This is a genomic window from Photorhabdus akhurstii (assembly GCF_018448925.1).
Taxonomy (GTDB): domain Bacteria; phylum Pseudomonadota; class Gammaproteobacteria; order Enterobacterales; family Enterobacteriaceae; genus Photorhabdus; species Photorhabdus akhurstii.
The window spans coordinates 118736-139736 of record NZ_RCWE01000010.1 but is presented as its reverse complement, the minus strand read 5'-3'; the positions used below and the strand labels follow the sequence as shown (position 1 = coordinate 139736).

General features: G+C 44.2%; 17 protein-coding genes and 1 pseudogene. 15 read left to right on the top strand and 3 right to left on the bottom strand.

Features of this window, described 5'->3' with window-relative positions; all coding sequences use genetic code 11:
* The first annotated feature begins 5 nt into the window (after window positions 1-5).
* Window positions 6-1085: a galactose-1-epimerase gene (gene galM / locus EAE93_RS13235; protein WP_036812269.1), complete on the top strand. Its 1080-nt coding sequence runs from the start codon at window positions 6-8 to the stop codon at window positions 1083-1085.
* Between the two features lie 109 nt (window positions 1086-1194).
* Here the strand turns inward: galM and satP are convergent, their stop codons facing one another.
* On the bottom strand, window positions 1195-1764 hold the full coding sequence (gene satP / locus EAE93_RS13230; protein ID WP_036812267.1) for an acetate uptake transporter: 570 nt from the start codon (window positions 1762-1764) through the stop codon (window positions 1195-1197).
* A gap of 312 nt (window positions 1765-2076) precedes the next feature.
* Here satP and dnaK point away from each other — a divergent pair, with 312 nt between their 5' ends.
* A complete protein-coding gene (gene dnaK / locus EAE93_RS13225; protein WP_036777027.1) occupies window positions 2077-3987 on the top strand; it encodes a molecular chaperone DnaK in 1911 nt (636 codons plus the stop codon).
* Window positions 3988-4095: 108 nt separating this feature from the next.
* On the top strand, window positions 4096-5217 hold the full coding sequence (gene dnaJ / locus EAE93_RS13220; RefSeq protein WP_036812261.1) for a molecular chaperone DnaJ: 1122 nt from the start codon (window positions 4096-4098) through the stop codon (window positions 5215-5217).
* Between the two features lie 137 nt (window positions 5218-5354).
* Here dnaJ and EAE93_RS24590 read toward each other — a convergent pair.
* A pseudogene (locus tag EAE93_RS24590) lies at window positions 5355-5514 on the bottom strand (family 1 glycosylhydrolase); the annotation flags it as partial.
* 348 nt (window positions 5515-5862) lie between these two features.
* Here EAE93_RS24590 and EAE93_RS13215 point away from each other — a divergent pair.
* The 4 genes from EAE93_RS13215 to nhaR all read left to right on the top strand — a co-directional run bounded on the left by EAE93_RS13215 (window position 5863) and on the right by nhaR (window position 8786).
* The gene (locus EAE93_RS13215; protein ID WP_162835238.1) at window positions 5863-6024 is read left to right on the top strand and encodes a hypothetical protein; all 162 of its coding nucleotides are present in this window, start codon (window positions 5863-5865) and stop codon (window positions 6022-6024) included.
* Window positions 6025-6063: 39 nt separating this feature from the next.
* Window positions 6064-6327: a helix-turn-helix domain-containing protein gene (locus EAE93_RS13210; protein WP_040151826.1), complete on the top strand. Its 264-nt coding sequence runs from the start codon at window positions 6064-6066 to the stop codon at window positions 6325-6327.
* 168 nt (window positions 6328-6495) lie between these two features.
* The gene (gene nhaA / locus EAE93_RS13205) at window positions 6496-7662 is read left to right on the top strand and encodes a Na+/H+ antiporter NhaA (protein WP_105398583.1); all 1167 of its coding nucleotides are present in this window, start codon (window positions 6496-6498) and stop codon (window positions 7660-7662) included.
* A 209-nt stretch (window positions 7663-7871) separates the two neighbouring features.
* Window positions 7872-8786 (top strand): transcriptional activator NhaR, encoded by a 915-nt coding sequence (gene nhaR, locus EAE93_RS13200; RefSeq protein ID WP_040151823.1) that lies wholly within the window; start codon window positions 7872-7874, stop codon window positions 8784-8786.
* A gap of 71 nt (window positions 8787-8857) precedes the next feature.
* On the opposite strand, the gene rpsT is transcribed toward nhaR, so the two are convergent.
* Window positions 8858-9121: a 30S ribosomal protein S20 gene (rpsT, locus tag EAE93_RS13195; RefSeq protein ID WP_105398585.1), complete on the bottom strand. Its 264-nt coding sequence runs from the start codon at window positions 9119-9121 to the stop codon at window positions 8858-8860.
* Window positions 9122-9471: 350 nt separating this feature from the next.
* Between rpsT and ribF the strand changes: the two genes are divergently transcribed.
* The 8 genes from ribF to carB all read left to right on the top strand — a co-directional run bounded on the left by ribF (window position 9472) and on the right by carB (window position 20932).
* A complete protein-coding gene (gene ribF / locus EAE93_RS13190; protein ID WP_036812253.1) occupies window positions 9472-10416 on the top strand; it encodes a bifunctional riboflavin kinase/FAD synthetase in 945 nt (314 codons plus the stop codon).
* A gap of 24 nt (window positions 10417-10440) precedes the next feature.
* Window positions 10441-13254, top strand: coding sequence for an isoleucine--tRNA ligase (gene ileS, locus EAE93_RS13185; protein ID WP_214039844.1), 2814 nt, complete (start codon window positions 10441-10443; stop codon window positions 13252-13254).
* On the top strand, window positions 13254-13757 hold the full coding sequence (gene lspA / locus EAE93_RS13180; RefSeq protein ID WP_065392087.1) for a signal peptidase II: 504 nt from the start codon (window positions 13254-13256) through the stop codon (window positions 13755-13757). Before ileS ends, lspA begins: the two co-directional genes overlap by 1 nt.
* A 5-nt stretch (window positions 13758-13762) precedes the next feature.
* Window positions 13763-14233, top strand: a complete 471-nt coding sequence (gene fkpB, locus EAE93_RS13175) for an FKBP-type peptidyl-prolyl cis-trans isomerase (protein ID WP_214039843.1) — start codon at window positions 13763-13765, stop codon at window positions 14231-14233.
* Window positions 14214-15167: a 4-hydroxy-3-methylbut-2-enyl diphosphate reductase gene (gene ispH / locus EAE93_RS13170; protein ID WP_214039842.1), complete on the top strand. Its 954-nt coding sequence runs from the start codon at window positions 14214-14216 to the stop codon at window positions 15165-15167. Before fkpB ends, ispH begins: the two co-directional genes overlap by 20 nt.
* A gap of 105 nt (window positions 15168-15272) precedes the next feature.
* Entirely contained in the window at window positions 15273-16094 is an 822-nt protein-coding gene (gene dapB / locus EAE93_RS13165; protein ID WP_214039841.1) for a 4-hydroxy-tetrahydrodipicolinate reductase, read from the top strand.
* Window positions 16095-16528: 434 nt separating this feature from the next.
* Window positions 16529-17692: a glutamine-hydrolyzing carbamoyl-phosphate synthase small subunit gene (carA, locus tag EAE93_RS13160; protein WP_036812242.1), complete on the top strand. Its 1164-nt coding sequence runs from the start codon at window positions 16529-16531 to the stop codon at window positions 17690-17692.
* 15 nt (window positions 17693-17707) lie between these two features.
* Complete coding sequence (gene carB / locus EAE93_RS13155) at window positions 17708-20932, top strand: carbamoyl-phosphate synthase large subunit (RefSeq protein ID WP_036812240.1); 3225 nt, start codon at window positions 17708-17710, stop codon at window positions 20930-20932.
* Window positions 20933-21001 lie beyond the last annotated feature (69 nt).

The following is a 21001-nucleotide window of genomic DNA, read 5'->3' as shown; positions in this document are numbered from 1 at the left end:
ATAAAATGGCAGATGCTTACTTTGAATTATTGAATGCTTCAATGACACAACATATTGCTTTGGATGGAAAAAAAGCAAATCTTGTCTGCCTTTCCAATGCTTCGGGTTTTTCCATCGTGCTAATGGATATTGGCGCTTCGTGGCTGAGTTGCCGTGTACCTTTAAATAGGGAGAAAAGAGAAGTTTTACTAGGTGTTGCCACCTTACAAGACTTTTATAAACAGACCAGCTATTTAGGCGCTACCGTGGGGCGATACGCCAATCGTATTGCCAATGGGTGTTTTAATCTTGATGGTAAAACTTATCAATTACAGGTCAATCAGGCGGGAAATTGTTTGCATGGTGGGATTGAGGGTTTTGATAAGCGGCGTTGGACAATCACTGCAAGAGATGCCTATTCAGTGAGTTTTACATTACAGTCACCAGATGGTGATCAGGGTTTTCCTGGTAATGTCGTTGTGACTGTTCGTTATGTATTAACCAATGATAATCAGATAATCGTGGATTATTTAGCCCATACAGATGTTGCGACGCCCATTAATTTGACTAATCATGCTTATTTTAATTTGTTAGGGGCCGATTCTGGAAAAACATGTTTATCGCATCGCCTAGAGGTGAAAAGCGATGACTATTTACCGATCGATGAAAATGGTATTCCGTTGGGCCAACTGGCTTCGGTTAATAATACGGGTTTTGATTTTCGAAAACCTAAAGTAATTAACAGTCACTTTATGCTGGATAAACAGCAACAGATTGTGAATGGGTATGATCATTCATTTTGGTTGCAAGCCGCTCGTTTGAATTCGGATTATGCAATTTCAATTACTTCCCCCGATGAGGTAATCACAATGAAAATCTTCACCACAAAACCGGCTGTGCAGTTTTATACAGGCAATTGGTTAGGTGGAGAGCTTAACCGTGATGGTGGGCGATATGAGAACTATGCGGGCATGGCATTTGAGCCACAATTTTTACCGGATTCTCCCAATCATCCTGAATGGGAGCAAGAGAGCTGCATACTTCGTCCTAACCAACGCTATAAGCACCATACTTGCTATCAATTCGAAATCCACAATGCTTATTAAACTTCAAGCGGCTTCAATCAGCACTGAACATTGGAAAAAATAGGGTAGCAATACGCTCATAACGGACTGGAAGAGGGGGAAAAATTTCCTTCTTCCAACCCTTGGTTTATTACGCTTTTATCTCGCCAATGGGCAGAATAGTGCGTCCATACTGTTCATTCAGCACTTCCGCCATTGCCAGATAAATTGCGCTGGCGCCACAGATTATCCCTTCATAACCGGCAATCGTCAGAAGAGTGGTATTTCCGGTAAAGTTGCCAATCGCTAACAAAGCGAACAACAGCGTCAGGCCGCCAAAGATAAACTGTAGCATGCGGTTAGCCTTGAAGGTGCCAAAGAACATAAACAGGGTAAACACACCCCACAGGCCAAGATATACGGCTAAATATTGGCTGCTGGTGGCTTCTGCCAGTCCCATTTTAGGTAGAAACAGCAACCCGACCAGGCTGAGCCAAAATAACCCATAAGAGGTGAAAGCGGTTGCGGCAAAGGTATTGCCTTTCTTATATTCAAAAAGTCCTGCCAGTACTTGGGCCAGGCCGCCGTAGAAAATGCCCATACTCAGGATAACGGATGCCAGTGGAAAGAAACCTGCGTTATGCAGATTCAGAAGAATGGTTGTCATGCCGAAGCCCATCAAACCTAAGGGGCCGGGATTAGCCAATTGATTCGCGCTCATAAGTCCTCTGAAAAAAAATCATAAAAGTCAAAAATAGCAAAGGTGGCGAATCATAATGATCTGTCAGCAAGGAAACAATGACCTTTGAAATAATAAAAAGGTTTTTTTTCACATCCCCCCTTGATGATAGTTTTAACGACCCCATCTTATAATCAACCGCAGTTGCTAATCGCTGTCCTATACAGCCGGTATATATAAGCAAAGGTGAGGAATCGCGTAGAGGCATAAAAATGGGTGCCATTGAAAAGCAGAAAGTTATCCTCATATTGATTAGCAACTTGACTGATTACGAATTTCTTTGGAGGCGTTTAGATGGGTAAAATTATTGGTATCGACCTGGGAACTACCAACTCTTGTGTAGCTATTATGGATGGCACGACAGCTCGTGTGCTGGAAAACAGCGAAGGTGATCGCACAACCCCTTCCATCATTGCTTATACCCAGGATGGTGAAACTCTGGTTGGTCAACCGGCTAAACGTCAGGCTGTTACTAACCCGCAAAATACGTTGTTTGCTATTAAGCGTCTGATTGGACGTCGTTTCCAAGACGAAGAAGCGCAACGCGACGTAGCTATCATGCCATACAAAATTATTGCGGCAGATAATGGCGACGCATGGCTGGAAGTGAAAGACCAGAAAATGGCTCCTCCTCAGGTTTCTGCTGAAGTTTTGAAGAAAATGAAGAAAACAGCGGAAGATTATCTGGGTGAGCCAGTTACTGAAGCGGTAATTACTGTACCTGCATATTTTAACGATGCTCAGCGTCAGGCGACCAAAGATGCGGGCCGTATCGCAGGTTTGGAAGTAAAACGCATTATCAACGAACCAACGGCCGCCGCGCTGGCTTATGGTTTGGATAGAGAAGTGGGTAACCGTACTATTGCGGTTTATGACCTCGGTGGTGGTACTTTCGATATCTCTATTATCGAAATCGATGAAGTTGACGGCGAAAAAACCTATGAAGTGCTGGCGACCAATGGTGATACTCACTTGGGCGGTGAAGACTTCGACAGCCGTATGATCAACTATCTGGTTGACGAATTTAAGAAGGATCAGGGCATTGATCTGCGTAATGACCCACTGGCAATGCAACGTCTGAAAGAAGCAGCAGAGAAAGCAAAAATTGAACTCTCTTCTGCACAGCAGACCGATGTTAACCTGCCATATATCACCGCAGATGCAACCGGTCCTAAGCACATGAACATCAAAGTGACCCGTGCGAAACTGGAATCACTGGTAGAAGATCTGGTTAAACGTTCTATGGAGCCTGTACGAGTTGCATTGCAAGATGCTGGCCTGTCAGTTTCTGATGTGAACGATGTCATTCTGGTGGGTGGTCAGACCCGTATGCCAATGGTACAGAAAGTCGTCGCTGACTTCTTCGGTAAAGAGCCACGTAAAGATGTGAACCCTGACGAAGCGGTGGCAATGGGTGCTGCGGTACAGGGCGGTGTTTTGGCCGGTGATGTGAAAGATGTATTGTTGCTGGATGTTACACCATTGTCTCTGGGTATCGAAACAATGGGTGGCGTAATGACTTCCCTCATTGCGAAAAACACCACGATCCCAACCAAACACAGCCAGGTGTTCTCTACGGCAGAAGACAATCAGTCTGCGGTAACTATCCATGTGTTGCAGGGTGAGCGTAAACGTGCCGGTGATAACAAATCTCTGGGCCAGTTCAATTTGGATGGTATTCAGGCAGCTCCTCGTGGCATGCCTCAGATTGAAGTGACTTTTGATATCGATGCTGATGGTATTCTGCATGTGTCTGCTAAAGACAAAAATAGTGGTCGCGAACAGCAGATCACTATTAAGGCTTCTTCCGGTTTGAATGAAGAAGAAATTCAACGGATGGTTCGTGATGCAGAAGCGAACGCGGAATCTGATCGTAAGTTTGAAGAGTTGGTACAGGTCCGTAACCAGGCAGATCAACTGGTTCACGGCACGCGTAAGCAAGTAGAAGAAGCTGGTGACAAACTGCCGGCAGAAGATAAAACCGCGATTGAAAGCGCTGTGGCTGAGTTGGAAAAAGTTGCTAAAGGCGAAGATAAAGCGGATATCGAAGCGAAAATTCAGGCTTTGGTTCAGGCTTCCGCTAAGTTGTTGGAAATTGCCCAGCAGCAGGCTCAAGCTGGTGCGACCGCAGACGCTGGCGACAGTGCGAAGAAAGATGACGACGTTGTAGACGCTGAATTCGAAGAAGTTAAAGATAAAAAATAATTGCCCTTAGCGGGCGCGGCGACAGTTATGACAATTGTTGCTGATTAACCGGCACGGGCGTTGAGGGAACTCTGCGCCCGTGCGCGTATGTTAAGGGTAAAATAAGAGATGGCAAAGAGAGACTGTTACGAAGTTTTGGGTGTTTCCAAAACAGCGGACGAAAAAGAGATTAAAAAAGCCTATAAGCGGCTGGCAATGAAATATCACCCTGATCGTAATCAGGGCGATAAAGATGCGGAAAGCAAATTCAAAGAAGTTAAAGAAGCCTATGAAATTCTGACGGATGATCAGAAACGAGCTGCTTATGACCAATATGGTCATGCTGCTTTTGAACAGGGTGGCATGGGTAGCGGCGGCGGCGCTGATTTTAGTGATATCTTTGGTGATGTTTTCGGTGATATCTTCGGCGGTGGTCGTCGTCAGCAGCGTCCAAGTCGCGGGGCTGATTTGCGTTACAGCATGGAGTTGACGTTGGAAGAAGCGGTTCGTGGTGTGACCAAAGAGATCCGCATCCCGACATTGGAAACCTGTGATACCTGTCATGGCAGCGGTGCTAAAGCAGGAACCAGCCCTGTAACCTGCTCAACCTGTAAAGGTGCTGGTCAGGTTCACATGCGTCAGGGGTTTTTCACCGTTCAGCAACCTTGTCCACACTGTCATGGCCGTGGTCAGATCATTAAGGATTCTTGCCATAAATGTCATGGACATGGGCGAGTTGAAAGATACAAAACCCTGTCTGTTAAGATCCCGGCGGGTGTTGATACCGGCGATCGCATTCGTTTGAGTGGTGAGGGTGAAGCAGGAGCAAAAGGCGCACCGGCAGGTGATCTGTATGTTCAGGTACAGGTGAAATCGCACCATATTTTTGAGCGTCAAGAAAGTAATCTCTATTGTGAGGTGCCGGTTAACTTTGCAATGGCGGCACTGGGCGGAGAAATCGAAGTTCCAACCCTTGATGGCCGTGTGAAACTGAAAATACCTGCCGAAACTCAGACAGGTAAAATGTTCCGCATGAAAGGCAAAGGCGTTAAATCTGTCCGTGGTGGTGTTCAGGGTGATTTACTGTGCCGGGTAGTGGTAGAAACGCCGGTTAAATTGAATGAAAGACAGAAAGAATTACTGCGCGAATTGGGTGAATCTTTCGGCGGTACTGGCGAAGAAACGAATAGCCCACGCTCTAAAAGTTTCTTCGATGGCGTAAAGAAATTCTTTGATGATTTGACCAAGTAACAGTCAATATCTCCACATATATAGAGCTGGATTGCTAAATAAAGCTCGAATTACTGGTAAAAAGTCCTTGCTTAAATGAGGACTTTTTGTTTGAGTTGAGAATTATAAACTGAAGTAATTTGTGTGAGTAAATTATAGGCATCATTTAAATTGCGTTCTATGCTGTGACCAATGACTCTGTGGGGTTGCATATCTGAGGTTGATAACCCTTTCCCATCTATATTGATAGTCTCCTTCAACCTGATTTGTAGCCAGCGTGCCTCCCCAAAGGAAGTTATTTGGAAATTGTTTTTTCATGATTTTCCTCTTATTAATTGCTCGTTAAACTTGGAAGATATCCTCTTAATATGATTTCTCCTCTCAGAGTTTAAATTAATTATTTGTGCTGTTTTCTCGTTATTATTGTCTTATTTTATCTTATCTGTCGAACGTTTAGAAATTATCTGGTTATATAAATTCTGAAAGAAATATATATTGCATAATATGAAATCATATTGAACACTAATGTTTTTAGATGAAAAATTAATCGATTGACATTGACAATTTAGCTTCAAAAGGGCTACTTTTTATCGTGTAATAATGTAAGGTAGTGGAATGGCCGCAGCCTGGCATCCCTAAAAAGGAAGAACGATAAGCATTACTGAAATGACTACTTCTGAACTCGAAAAAATCCACGCTGAAATAGCAAAATTAATGGCAGAAACGACAAAGATAAATCGTGAGGCTACATGGTATCCGATTGTTGTCGCTTCTGGTCTTATTGGTGCGGTAGCTACCATCACAACTCTATTGCTCAAATTCATTTAATTAATTGGCCCCGTTAAGGGGCTTTTTTCTGGAATACTTATGCGACTGATCGGCAATTATTCTCCTCTTACTACAGAAGATCTCATTAAGCTCAAACAAGAATTAGGTTTCACAGGAGAACAAATGGCCGATTTAGCGGGAGTTTCCGGCAACAACCAATGGAGAAAATACACGGGTGGGAAAATGCCACGCGTTGTTTCTCCGCATATTCTGTTCTATATAGCAACACAGTTAACACTATCAGAAGATGATTTAAACCGCATTTTGGCTAAGATGCGGGAAATTGGTGCTAATGTAAGATAAATAGGGCCTCTCCATTTAACGATTTCCTCTGATTGATAATCTATTTTATTGAGATGTAGATCATCAATAGATCGGTTATAGCGAATTATTCTGGTTATAAAATCGATTTTTTTCGAAACCATCGCTAGAGTACCATTTAAGTCCGATCAATTTCAGAGGTTAATCATCGTGACAGCAATTATTCGTCAATTCCTGAAATTAGAAGCGGCTGGAGGGCTCCTTCTTATCATCGCTGCCATTATTGCGCTGATGATGGCAAATTCACCATTACAGGGTATTTATCAGCAATTTCTTAATCTTCCAGTGGTAATGCAATTCGCTGCACTGGAGATCAATAAGCCTTTATTGTTGTGGATTAATGATGGCTTAATGGCGGTCTTCTTTTTGATTGTTGGTCTGGAAGTCAAACGGGAACTTCTGGAAGGTTCTTTGGCTGGGCGTGATAAGGCAGTATTTCCGGTGATAGCGGCGATAGGTGGTATGGTCGCTCCGGCACTAATATATCTGCTATTTAATGGCAATGATGAGTTTACCCGTCAGGGGTGGGCTATTCCTGCGGCAACCGATATTGCTTTTGCCCTGGGTGTGATGGCGCTATTGTCTAAACGAGTACCAACAGAACTCAAGGTTTTCTTGTTGGCGCTAGCGATTATTGATGATCTGGGCGTTATCGTGATTATCGCTCTGTTTTATACCAAAACAGTTTCCCTTGTGGCGCTTGGATTATCAGTAGCAATGACGGCTTTGCTGGTTTGGATGAATTGGCGTGGTGTCGGAAAAATATCGGCTTATATGGTTATTGGCGCTATTCTTTGGGTTTGCATCCTGAAATCGGGTATTCATGCAACACTGGCAGGGGTTATCGTTGGTTTTCTGATCCCTCTGCGTAGCCGGAATGGTCATTCACCATCTGAATCACTTGAGCATGGTTTGCATCCTTGGGTGGCGTATCTTATTTTGCCATTATTTGCCTTTGCCAATGCAGGCGTCGTCCTGAATGGCGTTACGTTAAGTGGTTTGACCGATATATTACCGCTAGGTATTGCTGTGGCTCTGTTTATTGGTAAGCCATTGGGAATTTTTTTGTTTAGCTATATTTCTATTAAGATCGGATTTGCTAAATTGCCACAGCAGATTAATCTTAAACAGATATTTGCGGTTTCCGTTCTTTGTGGAATCGGTTTTACTATGTCTATCTTTATTTCAGGATTGGCCTTTGAAGGGGTAGATGAATCTTTCAGTATCTATTCTCGTCTTGGCATTCTGATGGGTTCAACCATCGCTGCGTTTATGGGTTATGGCTTGTTACGAATGGTCTTACCAAAGAAAAAGTGATGGCAGAGCTGTGGTAAATTCATTAATTTAGCCGGTAGTTTCAGAAAGAATTTCCGAACTGACTCTCATTTTTGTACTCGCGGTACAATAACAAAATGGTATCGCGGATATTTTATGTAGTGGAAAACAGGAAATCGCCGTAAAACGGTAAATTAGAGATGTATGGCTAGGTAGTCTGTTAGACGAAAGCGATACACAAGGAAAAATATATGCGGGTGTCACATCTGAATTTTAATCATCTCTATTATTTCTGGCATGTTTGCAAAGAAGGATCTGTGGTTGGGGCGGCAGAAGCGCTTTATCTAACACCTCAGACGATAACCGGACAGATAAAGGCGCTGGAGGAGCGTCTGGGAGGCAAGCTGTTCAAACGTCAAGGTCGGGGTCTGGTGCCGTCAGAACTAGGACAGCTTATCTTCCGCTATGCGGATAAGATGTTTATGCTGAGCCAGGAGATGTTGGATATCGTTAACTACAGCCGTGAATCTAACCTTTTATTTGATGTTGGTGTTGCTGATGCACTGTCCAAACGTCTGGTTAGTCAGGTATTGGAAACAGCGGTTGTGGAGCATGAACAGATCCATCTACGTTGTTTTGAATCAACTCATGAATTGTTGTTGGAACAACTCAGCCAGCACAAACTCGATATGATATTGTCTGATTGTCCGGTGGATTCTTCCCAGCAGGAAGGGCTATTTTCAGTAAAACTGGGTGAATGTAATGTGAGTTTTTTCTGCCGACAACCTATCCCGGAAAAACCTTTCCCGGAATGTTTGGAGGAACGTCGCTTATTGGTTCCGGGACGCCGCTCTATGTTGGGGCGTAAGCTGTTGACTTGGATACGTAATAAAAATCTTCAGGTTGAAGTATTGGGTGAGTTTGATGATGCCGCGTTAATGAAAGCGTTTGGTATGTATCATAATGCGATTTTTGTAGCGCCATCTTTGTATACCAATGATATTTTTGCAGATAATGATATTGCTGAAATTGGTCGGTTGGATGCGGTGCAGGAAGAGTATTATGTGATTTTTGCTGAACGAATGATTCAACACCCGGCTGTTCAAAGGGTATGTAATAAAGATTTTTCTGCGTTGTTTAATGTGCCGCCTAAGAAACGCGCTTAAAAAATAATGGATAATAGCTGCAAACACAAAAAAACCGGCGCAGGCCGGTTTTTCAGTAATCCAAACGCAAATTATTGCATTGCGTTGATTTGAGCCGTCAGATTAGATTTATGACGTGCTGCTTTGTTTTTGTGGATCAGACCCTTACAGGCGTGACGATCGACAATAGGTTGCATGTCATTAAATGCTTTCTGTGCAGCTTCTTTATCGCCAGTAGCGATAGCAGCATGTACCTTCTTAATGAAGGTACGCACCATAGAACGACGACTAGCGTTGTGCTGACGACGTTTTTCAGACTGTATGGCGCGTTTCTTAGCTGATTTGATATTAGCCAAGGTCCAACTCCCAAATATATTCTATCGAGGACAATTCAAAGGTCGAGGAATATGCCTGTTCAACCTTCTTTTGTCAATGGATTTGTGCAAATAAGCGCCGTTGTACCGCGGCAACTTGTTTCGTTGTGATGGCGCAGGATTTTATCAGCTTACTCAGTGGGAATACAGTCTTTCACAATAAAAATCTCATTGAATAGTCCAGATAGAAATAAAATGAATATTTTTCGGGATTCCTGCTCGTTTTTGTTGTATGAATCAGGGCTATTGATTTAAATCATCTTATGATGATGGGTTAACCTTGAGCTTTGTACAAGGTATAATTTGGCAATTTCCAGGGTATTGAGCCAGCTATGGAGCTAATTCGCGGTATACGTAATATCCGGACATGTCACCGCGGTTGCGTGTTGACGATTGGTAATTTTGATGGCGTTCACCGAGGTCATCAGGCACTACTGAAACACTTAAAACACGAAGGGCAGCGTCTGGGATTACCAGTAATGGTCATGATTTTTGAGCCACAACCCTTGGAGTTTTTTGCTAAGGGTAATGCTCCTGCGCGTCTGACGAGATTGAGGGATAAAGCCAAATATCTCGCCCAATGTGGCGTGGATTATTTATTATGCGTGAAATTTGACAGAAATTTTGCGGCAAATACGCCAGAAGCTTTTGTTTCACGGTTGCTGGTGGAAAAATTGGGTGTTAAGTTTCTCGCTGTAGGCGATGACTTTCGTTTTGGTCAAGCTCGCAGTGGTGATTTTGCCTTTTTGCAGCGAGCCGGTGAAACATACGGCTTTGATGTGACCAACAGTGAAAGTTTTTGTGATAATGGTTTGCGGATCAGCAGCACAGCTATCCGTCAAGCATTGCAAAATGATGATTTGGTATTAGCCGAAACATTATTAGGGCATCCATATAGCATTTGTGGCCGGGTTGTTCACGGTAAACGACTAGGGAGCACTATTGGTTTTCCAACAGCGAATTTGCCGTTAAAACGATTAGTGGCTCCTGTACAAGGTGTTTATGTTGTTGAAGTCTATGGTTTAGGAGACCAGCCCTTACCGGGTGTTGCCAATATTGGTACACGCCCAACAGTTTCTGGTCAGGGTCAACAACTTGAAGTACATCTAATTGATACCCAAATGGATCTCTATGGGCGTTATATTGATGTGGTGTTACGCAAAAAATTGCGTAATGAGCAGCGGTTTGCTTCCCTTGATGCACTCAAGCAGCAAATTGCTAATGATTTGGTCGCTGCGAGGGAATTTTTTAAACAGCGATCTGTGTCATGTATCTAGCGGAAAATTGGAATTGAGAATCGAATGAGTGACTATAAAAACACCCTGAATCTGCCAGAAACAGGGTTTCCAATGCGTGGAGATTTAGCAAAGCGCGAACCAGATATGTTAAAACGTTGGTACAAAGATGAGTTGTATCAGGTAATTCGTAAAGCAAAAGCCGGTAAAAAAACATTTATTCTGCATGACGGCCCTCCTTACGCGAATGGCAGTATTCATATTGGTCACTCAGTCAATAAGATTCTCAAAGATATTATTATTAAATCCAAAGGGATGGCGGGATATGATTCGCCATATATTCCTGGTTGGGATTGTCACGGTTTACCTATTGAGCTTAAGGTTGAGCAGATTATTGGTAAACCCGGGGAAAAATTTTCCGCCGCTGAATTCCGTGCCGAATGCCGTAAATATGCCAAAGAGCAGATTGAAGGTCAGAAGAAAGACTTTATTCGTCTGGGTGTATTAGGTGACTGGGAACGTCCATATCTGACGATGGACTTTAAGACCGAGGCCAACATTATTCGCGCATTGAGCCGTATTATCGCTAATGGTCATTTGTTGAAAGGCGCTAAACCTGTTCACTGGTGTGCTGATTGTGGTTCATCATTGGCCGAAGCGGAAGTTGAGTATTACGATAAAACTTCGCCATCGATTGACGTGCGTTTTAAGGCAGTTGATGCAGCCGCCGTTTGTGAGAAATTTGGTGTGCAGGCACCAGATCAACCGGTCTCTTTGATTATCTGGACAACCACGCCGTGGACGTTGCCAGCCAACCGGGCAATCGCTTTGCATGCTGAATTTAGCTATCAATTAGTGCAGATTGAGGGCGAATGTCTGATTCTGGCCGCTGATTTGGTAGAAAGAGTGATGCAGCGTGCGGGTATAACTTCGTGGACAGTGCTAGGGCATTGTGCGGGTTCCGCTCTGGAACTGCTGCGCTTCAAACATCCGTTTATGGATTTTGAGTCACCGGTTGTGCTAGGTGATCATGTGACTCTGGATGCAGGTACCGGTGCTGTGCACACGGCGCCAGGTCATGGCCCAGACGACTTTGTTCTTGGTCAGAAATATGGCTTGGAAGTTGCAAATCCGGTTGGGCCTAATGGTTGCTATCTGCCTGGTACTTATCCTTCACTGGATGGCCTGTTTGTTTTTAAGGCGAATGATGTTGTTCTGAATATCCTGAGTGAAAACAATGCTTTGTTGCATTTGGAAAAGTTACAGCACAGTTATCCTTGTTGTTGGCGCCATAAGACGCCTATCATTTTCCGTGCCACGCCGCAGTGGTTTGTCAGCATGGATCAAAACGGTCTGCGTAAACAGTCGTTGCAAGAGATCAAAGGCGTTCAGTGGATTCCGGGCTGGGGTCAGGCTCGTATTGAGGCAATGGTTGAAAACCGCCCTGATTGGTGTATTTCACGTCAACGTACTTGGGGCACGCCGATGTCTCTTTTTGTCCATAAAGAGACAGAAGAGCTTCATCCACGTACTATTGAATTGATGGAAGAAGTGGCAAAACGTGTTGAAGTTGACGGTATTCAGGCGTGGTGGGATCTGGAACCAGCCGAATTGCTAGGTGATGACGCGGCTAACTATGTCAAAATTTTTGATACGTTGGATGTATGGTTCGATTCGGGATCAACTCACGCATCGGTGGTTGATGCTCGCCCTGAATTCCAAGGTAACGCTGCGGATATCTATCTTGAAGGTTCAGATCAGCACCGTGGCTGGTTTATGTCTTCCCTGATGATCTCAACGGCAATAAAAGGTAAAGCGCCTTACCGTCAGGTGTTAACACACGGTTTCACTGTGGATGGTCAGGGCCGTAAGATGTCTAAATCTATCGGTAACACCATCAGTCCGCAGGATGTCATAAATAAATTAGGGGCGGATATTCTGCGTCTATGGGTTGCTTCTACCGATTACACCGGTGAAATTGCGGTATCCGATGAGATCTTGAAACGCTCTGCTGATGCATATCGCCGTATCCGTAACACGGCGCGTTTCCTGTTGGCAAACTTGAATGGTTTTGATCCTGAACAACATAGGGTTGAACCAGAAGAGATGGCTGTGCTGGATCGTTGGGCTGTGGGGCGTGCTCAGGCGGCACAGGCGGGCATTGCAAAAGCCTACGATGAATATGATTTTCACACTGTTGTTCAGCGTATGATGCAATTTTGCTCCGTGGAGATGGGATCGTTCTATCTCGATATCATTAAAGATCGTCAGTACACCGCTAAGAGTGATAGTCTGGCGCGTCGCAGTTGTCAGACTGCGCTGTATCATATTGCGGAAGCGTTGGTTCGCTGGATGGCGCCTATCCTCTCCTTTACTGCCGATGAAGTTTGGAATGAGTTGCCTGGCAAACGTGCTCAATATGTATTTACCGAAGAGTGGTATGACGGTTTGTTTGGTCTGGCCGCGGGCGAAGCAATGAATGATGATTTCTGGGCTGATTTGCTGGCAGTGCGTGGTGAAGTTAACAAAGTGCTGGAGCAGGCACGCGCAGACAAACATATCCGTAGTTCATTGGAGGCCGCGGTGACGCTGTACGCTGATAATGAACTGGCGGACAAACTCAATAGCCTCGGAGATGAATTGCGTTTCGTTCTGCTAACATCTCAGGTTGTTGTTGCAGGTTATGAGCAGGCTGGTGAAGATGCGCAACAAAGCGAAATCGGTAGCCTGAAAATTGCTTTCCGTAAAGCGGATGGCGAAAAATGTCCTCGTTGCTGGCATTACGCTAAAGATGTGGGATTGGTGGCGGAACACGCAGAACTTTGTGGCCGCTGTGTAACTAATGTTGCCGGTAACGGCGAAGAGCGTAAGTTTGCCTGATGAATAAACCCATTTGCTCCACCGGCCTTCGCTGGCTTTGGTTAGTCGTTGTGGTATTGATTCTGGATCTGGGTAGTAAACAGCTAGTGTTGCAACACTTTCATCTGTATGAATCCGTTCCACTGATACCTTATTTTAATCTGACTTATGCCCAGAATTTTGGGGCGGCTTTCAGTTTCCTTGCAGAGAAAGACGGTTGGCAGCGTTGGTTCTTTGCATTCATTGCCGTTGCCATTTCAGTTGTGTTGACGGTGATGATGTATCGTGCCAGTGCAAAGAAGAAACTGAGTAATATCGCTTATGCCCTGATTATTGGTGGAGCATTGGGTAATCTGTTTGACCGGTTGGTTCATGGTTTTGTCATCGATTTTATTGATTTTTATGTCGGTGATTGGCACTTTCCAACTTTTAATATCGCCGATATGGCGATATGTATCGGGGCTGGATTGGTTATCATTGATAGCTTTTTAAGCCCGGATGAAAAGACAATTAAAGTGGGATAAGTAATATGTCAAACCAGGTGCAGGAGGATAGTGCAGTTTTACTGCACTTCACTTTAAAACTGCAAGATGGCTCTATTGCCGACTCCACTTACACTCAGGGTAAACCTGCATTATTCCGCTTAGGTGATGGAACCCTTTCCTCACCTTTGGAACAGCAGCTTACTGGGCTAAAAGAGGGAGATAAACATAGTTTTACTCTGGCTGGTGAGAATGTATTTGGTAAACCGAATCCCGATCTGATCCAATATTTTACTCCGCGTGATTTTGCTGAAACGGGTATGCCTGAAATTGGCACTATAATGTTATTTACGGCGATGAATGGCAGTGAAATGCCGGGTATAGTCAAAGCCGTAACAGAAGAATCTGTGACTGTTGATTTCAATCACCCGTTAGCTGATCAGAACGTCACGTTTGAAATTGAAGTGTTGGAAATTGATCCACAATTGGAGGAAAACCATGCAGATATTGCTGGCTAACCCTCGCGGTTTTTGTGCCGGTGTTGACCGTGCTATCAGTATTGTAGAACGCGCACTGGAATTATATGGCGCGCCAATCTATGTTCGTCATGAAGTTGTGCATAACCGTTATGTTGTAGATAACCTGCGCAAGCGGGGTGCTATCTTTATTGAAGAAATTTCAGAAGTACCGGATGATGCGATTCTGATTTTTTCGGCACATGGTGTTTCACAGGCTATTCGTGCAGAAGCGCGTTCTCGCAATTTGACCATGTTGTTCGATGCGACTTGTCCTTTAGTGACTAAAGTCCATATGGAGGTAGCAAGAGCCAGCCGCAAGGGTAAAGAAGCTATTCTGATTGGTCATGCTGGACATCCCGAAGTTGAAGGTACAATGGGTCAGTACAACAATGCGGAAGGTGGAATGTATCTGGTTGAATCTCCGGAAGATGTATGGAATTTGAAAGTCAAAGATGAAGACAACTTGTGTTTTATGACTCAAACCACGTTATCCGTTGATGATACTTCAGAAGTGATTGATGCACTTAATGCGCGATTCCCAAACATTGTTGGTCCTCGTAAAGATGATATCTGCTATGCGACGACTAACCGCCAGGAAGCAGTGCGGGATTTGGCGTCTGATGCGGATATTGTCTTGGTTGTGGGTTCGAAGAATTCATCTAACTCAAATCGTCTTGCTGAGTTAGCTCAGCGAGTTGGTAAGCCTGCTTATCTGATAGATTCTGCTGAGGATATTAAAGAAGAGTGGATTACCGGTACCTCCTTGGTTGGTGTAACCGCTGGCGCTTCGGCACCGGATATTTTAGTTCAGCAAGTTATTGAACGCCTGAAAAATCTTGGGGCTGATTCCGTCAGGGAATTACATGGTAGGGAAGAAAATATTGTGTTTGAAGTACCGAAAGAGTTACGTGTTGAAGTCAAAGAAATTAGATAAATAATCTAAATTATTACGATAGGTTTATATTCTCTTTATCTAAAACATTCATCTGACTGATCATCGTGTTAATCAGGAAAAGGACTAACTTCATAGTGAGGGCTTATGGCTGATACAGATATTCGTGTTGCTATTGTTGGCGCTGGTGGGCGTATGGGACGTCAGTTGATTCAGGCTATTTATCAATTAGATAATGTGGCTCTTGGTGCAGCTTTGGAACGTTCAGGTTCTTCTCTGATTGGCGCAGATGCCGGAGAGTTAGCGGGTATTGGTCATACAGGTGTGACTGTTTGTGATGATCTGAAAAGTGTTGTTGATAATTTTGATGTCCTTATCGATTTTACCCGTCCGGAAGGAACGTTGGCTCATCTTGAAATTTGTCGCCAGAACGGTAAAGCGATAGTGATTGGTACAACTGGCTTTGATGAGGCTGGTAAGCAGACAATTAAAGAGGCTTCTGCTGATATCCCGATTGTTTTTGCTGCGAATTTCAGCGTGGGTGTGAATCTGGTACTTAAGTTATTAGAAAAAGCAGCGAAAGTGATGGGGGAGTATAGCGATATCGAAATTATCGAAGCGCATCACCGCCATAAAGTGGATGCGCCATCAGGAACAGCTTTAGCAATGGGAGAATCTATTGCTCATGCTTTGGGGCGGGATCTTAAAACGTGTGCTGTCTATGCCCGTGAAGGTTATACCGGTGAACGTGATCCGAAAAGTATTGGTTTTGCGACTGTCCGTGCCGGGGATATCGTAGGTGAGCATACCGCTATGTTTGCCGATATTGGGGAGAGAGTAGAGATAACTCATAAGGCTTCCAGTCGGATGACGTTTGCAAATGGCGCTGTAAAGGCTGCCTTATGGCTAAGGGGTAAAAATAGCGGTCTTTTTGATATGAAAGATGTGCTAAATCTTGATTTACTTTGAAAGAAAATTTTTTCAACTTATTGATATCGCATAATTAAATATTTTATTATGCGATTTTAGATTTCTTTGTTTAATTTTGTTATTTTTTGGTTTGTTTTTTCTATTTTTGTCTTATTTCCAACCTTAATTTTCTGCTTTTTTCTCCTTTTTATGATTATTTTCAGCTTTTCATCTGAGAATCAAGTTTTCTATGCTGATTACTGTTTTCTAAATTAGTTTTGTTGCTGTTTTTAGTCTTATTTTATTAATTCACTCAGTGAAATGTGTAAAAAAATAAGAAAAGTAACATTTTTTGTAGACAACTCCCCCTCTCATCATTAGAATGCGCGCAATTTGCCAAAATTTTGCCTAAAAAGCAGCTTTGGCATTGATTTTGAGGAACAGATCTGAATTAATATGCACTAATTGCGAGTAATTATTCTTTGGAGGGTGTTTTGATTAAGTCAGCTATATTGGTTCTGGAAGACGGAACCCAATTCCACGGTCGTGCCATCGGTGCGGAAGGGGCGGCAGTTGGGGAAGTGGTTTTCAATACCTCGATGACCGGATATCAAGAAATTCTCACAGACCCTTCCTATTCCCGCCAAATTGTCACTCTTACTTATCCCCATATTGGTAATGTCGGTGTTAACTCAGCCGATAAAGAATCACTAAAAGTACAGGCCCAAGGGCTGGTGATTCGTGATCTACCACTGTTGACCAGTAACTTCCGCTGCGAAGAAACGCTTTCTGATTACCTTAAACGCCATAATATTGTTGCGATAGCAGATATCGATACCCGTAAACTTACGCGTTTGCTAAGAGAAAAGGGATCACAGAATGGTTGTATTATAGCAGGTAAACAGATTGACGCTCAGGTTGCACTGGAAAAAGCGCAAGCGTTTCCGGGACTGGAGGGAATGGATTTAGCAAAAGAGGTGACAACTAAACAGATTTATCCGTGGTTACAGGGGAGCTGGACGTTGGCGGAGGGATTACCGGAAGATAAGCAAGAGCAGGATCTGCCTTATCATGTTGTTGCTTATGACTTTGGTGCAAAACGAAATATTTTGCGAATGTTGGTGGATCGTGGCTGCCGCTTGACAGTTGTTCCTGCCCAGACACCGGCTGAAGATGTACTAAAACTGAATCCAGATGGTATTTTCTTATCTAATGGACCGGGGGACCCGGCACCTTGTGGCTATGCAATCGAAGCAATTAAAACCCTGCTTGAGACAGAGATTCCAATTTTTGGTATCTGTCTTGGACACCAATTGCTGGCATTGGCGAGTGGCGCGGAAACCATGAAAATGAAATTCGGCCATCATGGTGCTAACCATCCGGTAAGAGATCTTGAATGTAATGTTGTTATGATTACTGCCCAAAACCACGGTTTTGCTGTAGATGAAAGATCACTGCCGTCAAATCTGAACATTACTCATAAATCTCTGTTTGACGGTACGTTGCAAGGGATTCATCGCACAGATAAACCCGCATTCAGTTTCCAGGGGCACCCAGAAGCCAGCCCTGGTCCACATGAAACAGCATCGTTATTTGATCACTTTATTGACCTAATTGAACAGTATTGTCAGAAAAATAATCGTCATAACACCAAGTAATCAGGAGAAAATAAAATGGCAAAACGTACTGATATTAAAAGTATCCTGATTCTGGGTGCTGGCCCAATTGTTATTGGTCAGGCTTGTGAATTCGACTATTCAGGAGCACAAGCCTGTAAGGCGTTACGGGAAGAGGGTTATCGTGTCGTTCTGGTGAACTCGAACCCTGCTACCATTATGACTGATCCAGAAATGGCCGATGCCACTTATATTGAGCCGATCCACTGGGAAGTGGTGCGCAAAATTATTGAAAAAGAGCGTCCAGATGCGATTCTGCCAACAATGGGCGGACAGACTGCACTTAACTGTGCGCTAGAATTGGAGCGTCAGGGAGTTCTGAAAGAGTTTGGCGTTACTATGATTGGCGCTACCGCCGATGCGATTGATAAAGCGGAAGATCGCCGCCGTTTCGATATATCAATGAAAAAGATCGGCTTGGAAACTCCGCGTTCTGGTATCGCCCATTCAATGGAAGAAGCGCTGGCTGTTGCTGATAAAGTCGGTTTTCCTTGTATTATCCGCCCTTCTTTTACTATGGGAGGAAGCGGTGGTGGTATTGCTTATAACCGTGAAGAATTCGAGGAAATTTGTGAGCGTGGCCTGGATCTTTCACCAACCAACGAACTTTTGATTGATGAGTCTCTGATTGGTTGGAAAGAGTATGAAATGGAGGTCGTGCGGGATAAAAATGATAACTGCATTATCGTCTGCTCCATTGAAAACTTTGATGCGATGGGGATTCACACCGGTGATTCCATCACAGTCGCCCCGGCACAAACACTGACGGATAAAGAGTATCAAATCATGCGTAACGCTTCGATGGCGGTATTGCGTGAAATCGGTGTAGAAACTGGGGGATCTAACGTACAGTTTGCGGTGAACCCAAAAAATGGCCGTTTAGTTATCATCGAAATGAATCCACGCGTTTCCCGCTCTTCTGCGTTGGCTTCGAAAGCGACAGGTTTCCCGATTGCTAAAATTGCCGCTAAATTGGCTGTGGGTTATACCCTTGACGAATTGATGAATGATATCACTGGTGGTCGCACGCCAGCTTCCTTTGAACCTTCTATCGACTACGTAGTCACTAAAGTTCCTCGCTTTAATTTCGAGAAATTTGCTGGCGCTAATGATCGTCTGACAACCCAGATGAAATCTGTTGGTGAGGTGATGGCGATTGGCCGTACTCAGCAAGAATCTTTGCAAAAAGCATTGCGTGGTTTGGAAATTGGGGCAACCGGTTTTGATCCGAAAGTCAATTTAGATGATCCAGAAGCACTGACTAGAATTCGTCGCGAATTAAAAGATGCAGGTGCTGAACGTATCTGGTATATCGCCGATGCTTTCCGTGCGGGTATGTCTGTTGATGGTGTGTTTAACCTGACTGATATTGATCGCTGGTTCTTAGTACAAATTGAAGAACTGGTGCGATTGGAAGAGCAGGTGGCAGAGCAGGGCATTAACAGCTTGACGGCCGACTTCCTGCGTCATCTGAAACGCAAAGGTTTTGCTGATGCGCGTTTGGCAAAACTGGTCGGTGTGGCCGAAAAAGAAATCCGCAAGCTGCGCCACAAATATAATCTGTATCCGGTTTATAAGCGCGTTGATACCTGTGCGGCAGAATTTGCGACTGATACTGCATACATGTATTCCACTTATGAAGATGAGTGTGAGGCTAATCCGAATAGTGATAGGCCAAAAATCATGGTATTGGGTGGTGGCCCTAATCGTATCGGGCAAGGGATTGAATTCGACTATTGTTGTGTTCATGCAGCCTTGGCACTGCGTGAAGATGGGTATGAAACCATCATGGTGAACTGTAACCCAGAAACCGTTTCAACAGATTATGATACTTCGGACCGTCTCTATTTCGAACCGGTGACTTTGGAAGATGTTCTTGAGATTGTACGTGTTGAACAGCCAAAAGGGGTGATTGTGCATTATGGTGGGCAGACTCCGCTGAAATTGGCTCGTGAACTAGAAATCGCTGGTGTTCCAATTATTGGTACCAGCCCGGATGCGATTGATCGTGCGGAAGATCGTGAACGTTTCAAACAGGCAGTAAATCGTCTTGGCCTGAAACAGCCTGAAAATGCCACAGTAACCACGATAGAACGCGCAGTTGAGAAGGCAAACATTCTCGGTTATCCGTTGGTGGTTCGTCCATCTTATGTTTTGGGTGGCCGCGCGATGGAAATCGTATATGACGAAATTGACCTGCGTCGTTACTTCCAGACTGCGGTCAGTGTCTCTAATGATGCCCCGGTATTGCTTGATTGTTTCCTTGATGATGCAGTGGAAGTGGACGTTGACGCTATCTGTGACGGTGAGCGTGTCTTGATCGGCGGCATTATGGAACATATTGAGCAGGCTGGCGTGCATTCCGGCGATTCAGCTTGTTCACTGCCTGCTTACACCCTAAGTCAGGAAATTCAGGACGTTATGCGTCAGCAGGTAGAAAAACTGGCATTTGAATTAGGTGTACGTGGTTTGATGAATGTCCAGTTTGCCGTCAAGAATGACGAGGTTTATCTGATTGAAGTTAACCCGCGTGCAGCTCGTACTGTGCCATTTGTTTCTAAAGCGACCGGTTTACCACTAGCGAAAGTTGCGGCTCGAGTGATGGTTGGTCAATCTCTGGCTGAGCAAGGCGCAACTCATGAGATCATTCCTCCATACTATTCGGTGAAAGAGGTTGTATTGCCTTTCAACAAATTCCCAGGAGTGGATCCGATTCTTGGGCCTGAAATGCGGTCAACCGGAGAAGTAATGGGAGTTGGGCGTACATTTGCCGAAGCTTTCTCAAAAGCACTATTGGGGTGTAGCGCCAAAATGCCACAAAGTGGTAGAGCGCTTCTGTCAGTGCGTGAAGGTGATAAAGGCCGGGTTGTGGATTTGGCCGCTAAGTTGCTGAAACAGGGTTTTGAACTGGATGCGACTCATGGTACTGCGGTTGTACTAGGTGAAGCGGGGATTAACCCTCGTCTGGTGAACAAAGTTCACGAAGGGCGTCCGCATATTCAGGATAGAATCAAAAATGGTGAATATAGCTATATTGTAAATACGACTGCCGGTCGTCAGGCAATTGAGGATTCCAAACTTATTCGCCGTAGTGCACTGCAATATAAAGTGCATTATGACACCACGTTAAATGGTGGATTTGCGACAACAATGGCACTGAGTGCAGATCCAACTGAGCAGGTGATTTCTGTACAGGAAATGCATGCGGCAATTAAAAGTTAGTCTATATTTTGATTAATTGAAGTAATAAAAAGGTGCGCTCTGTTAAGCGCACTTTTTTATGTTTATTGA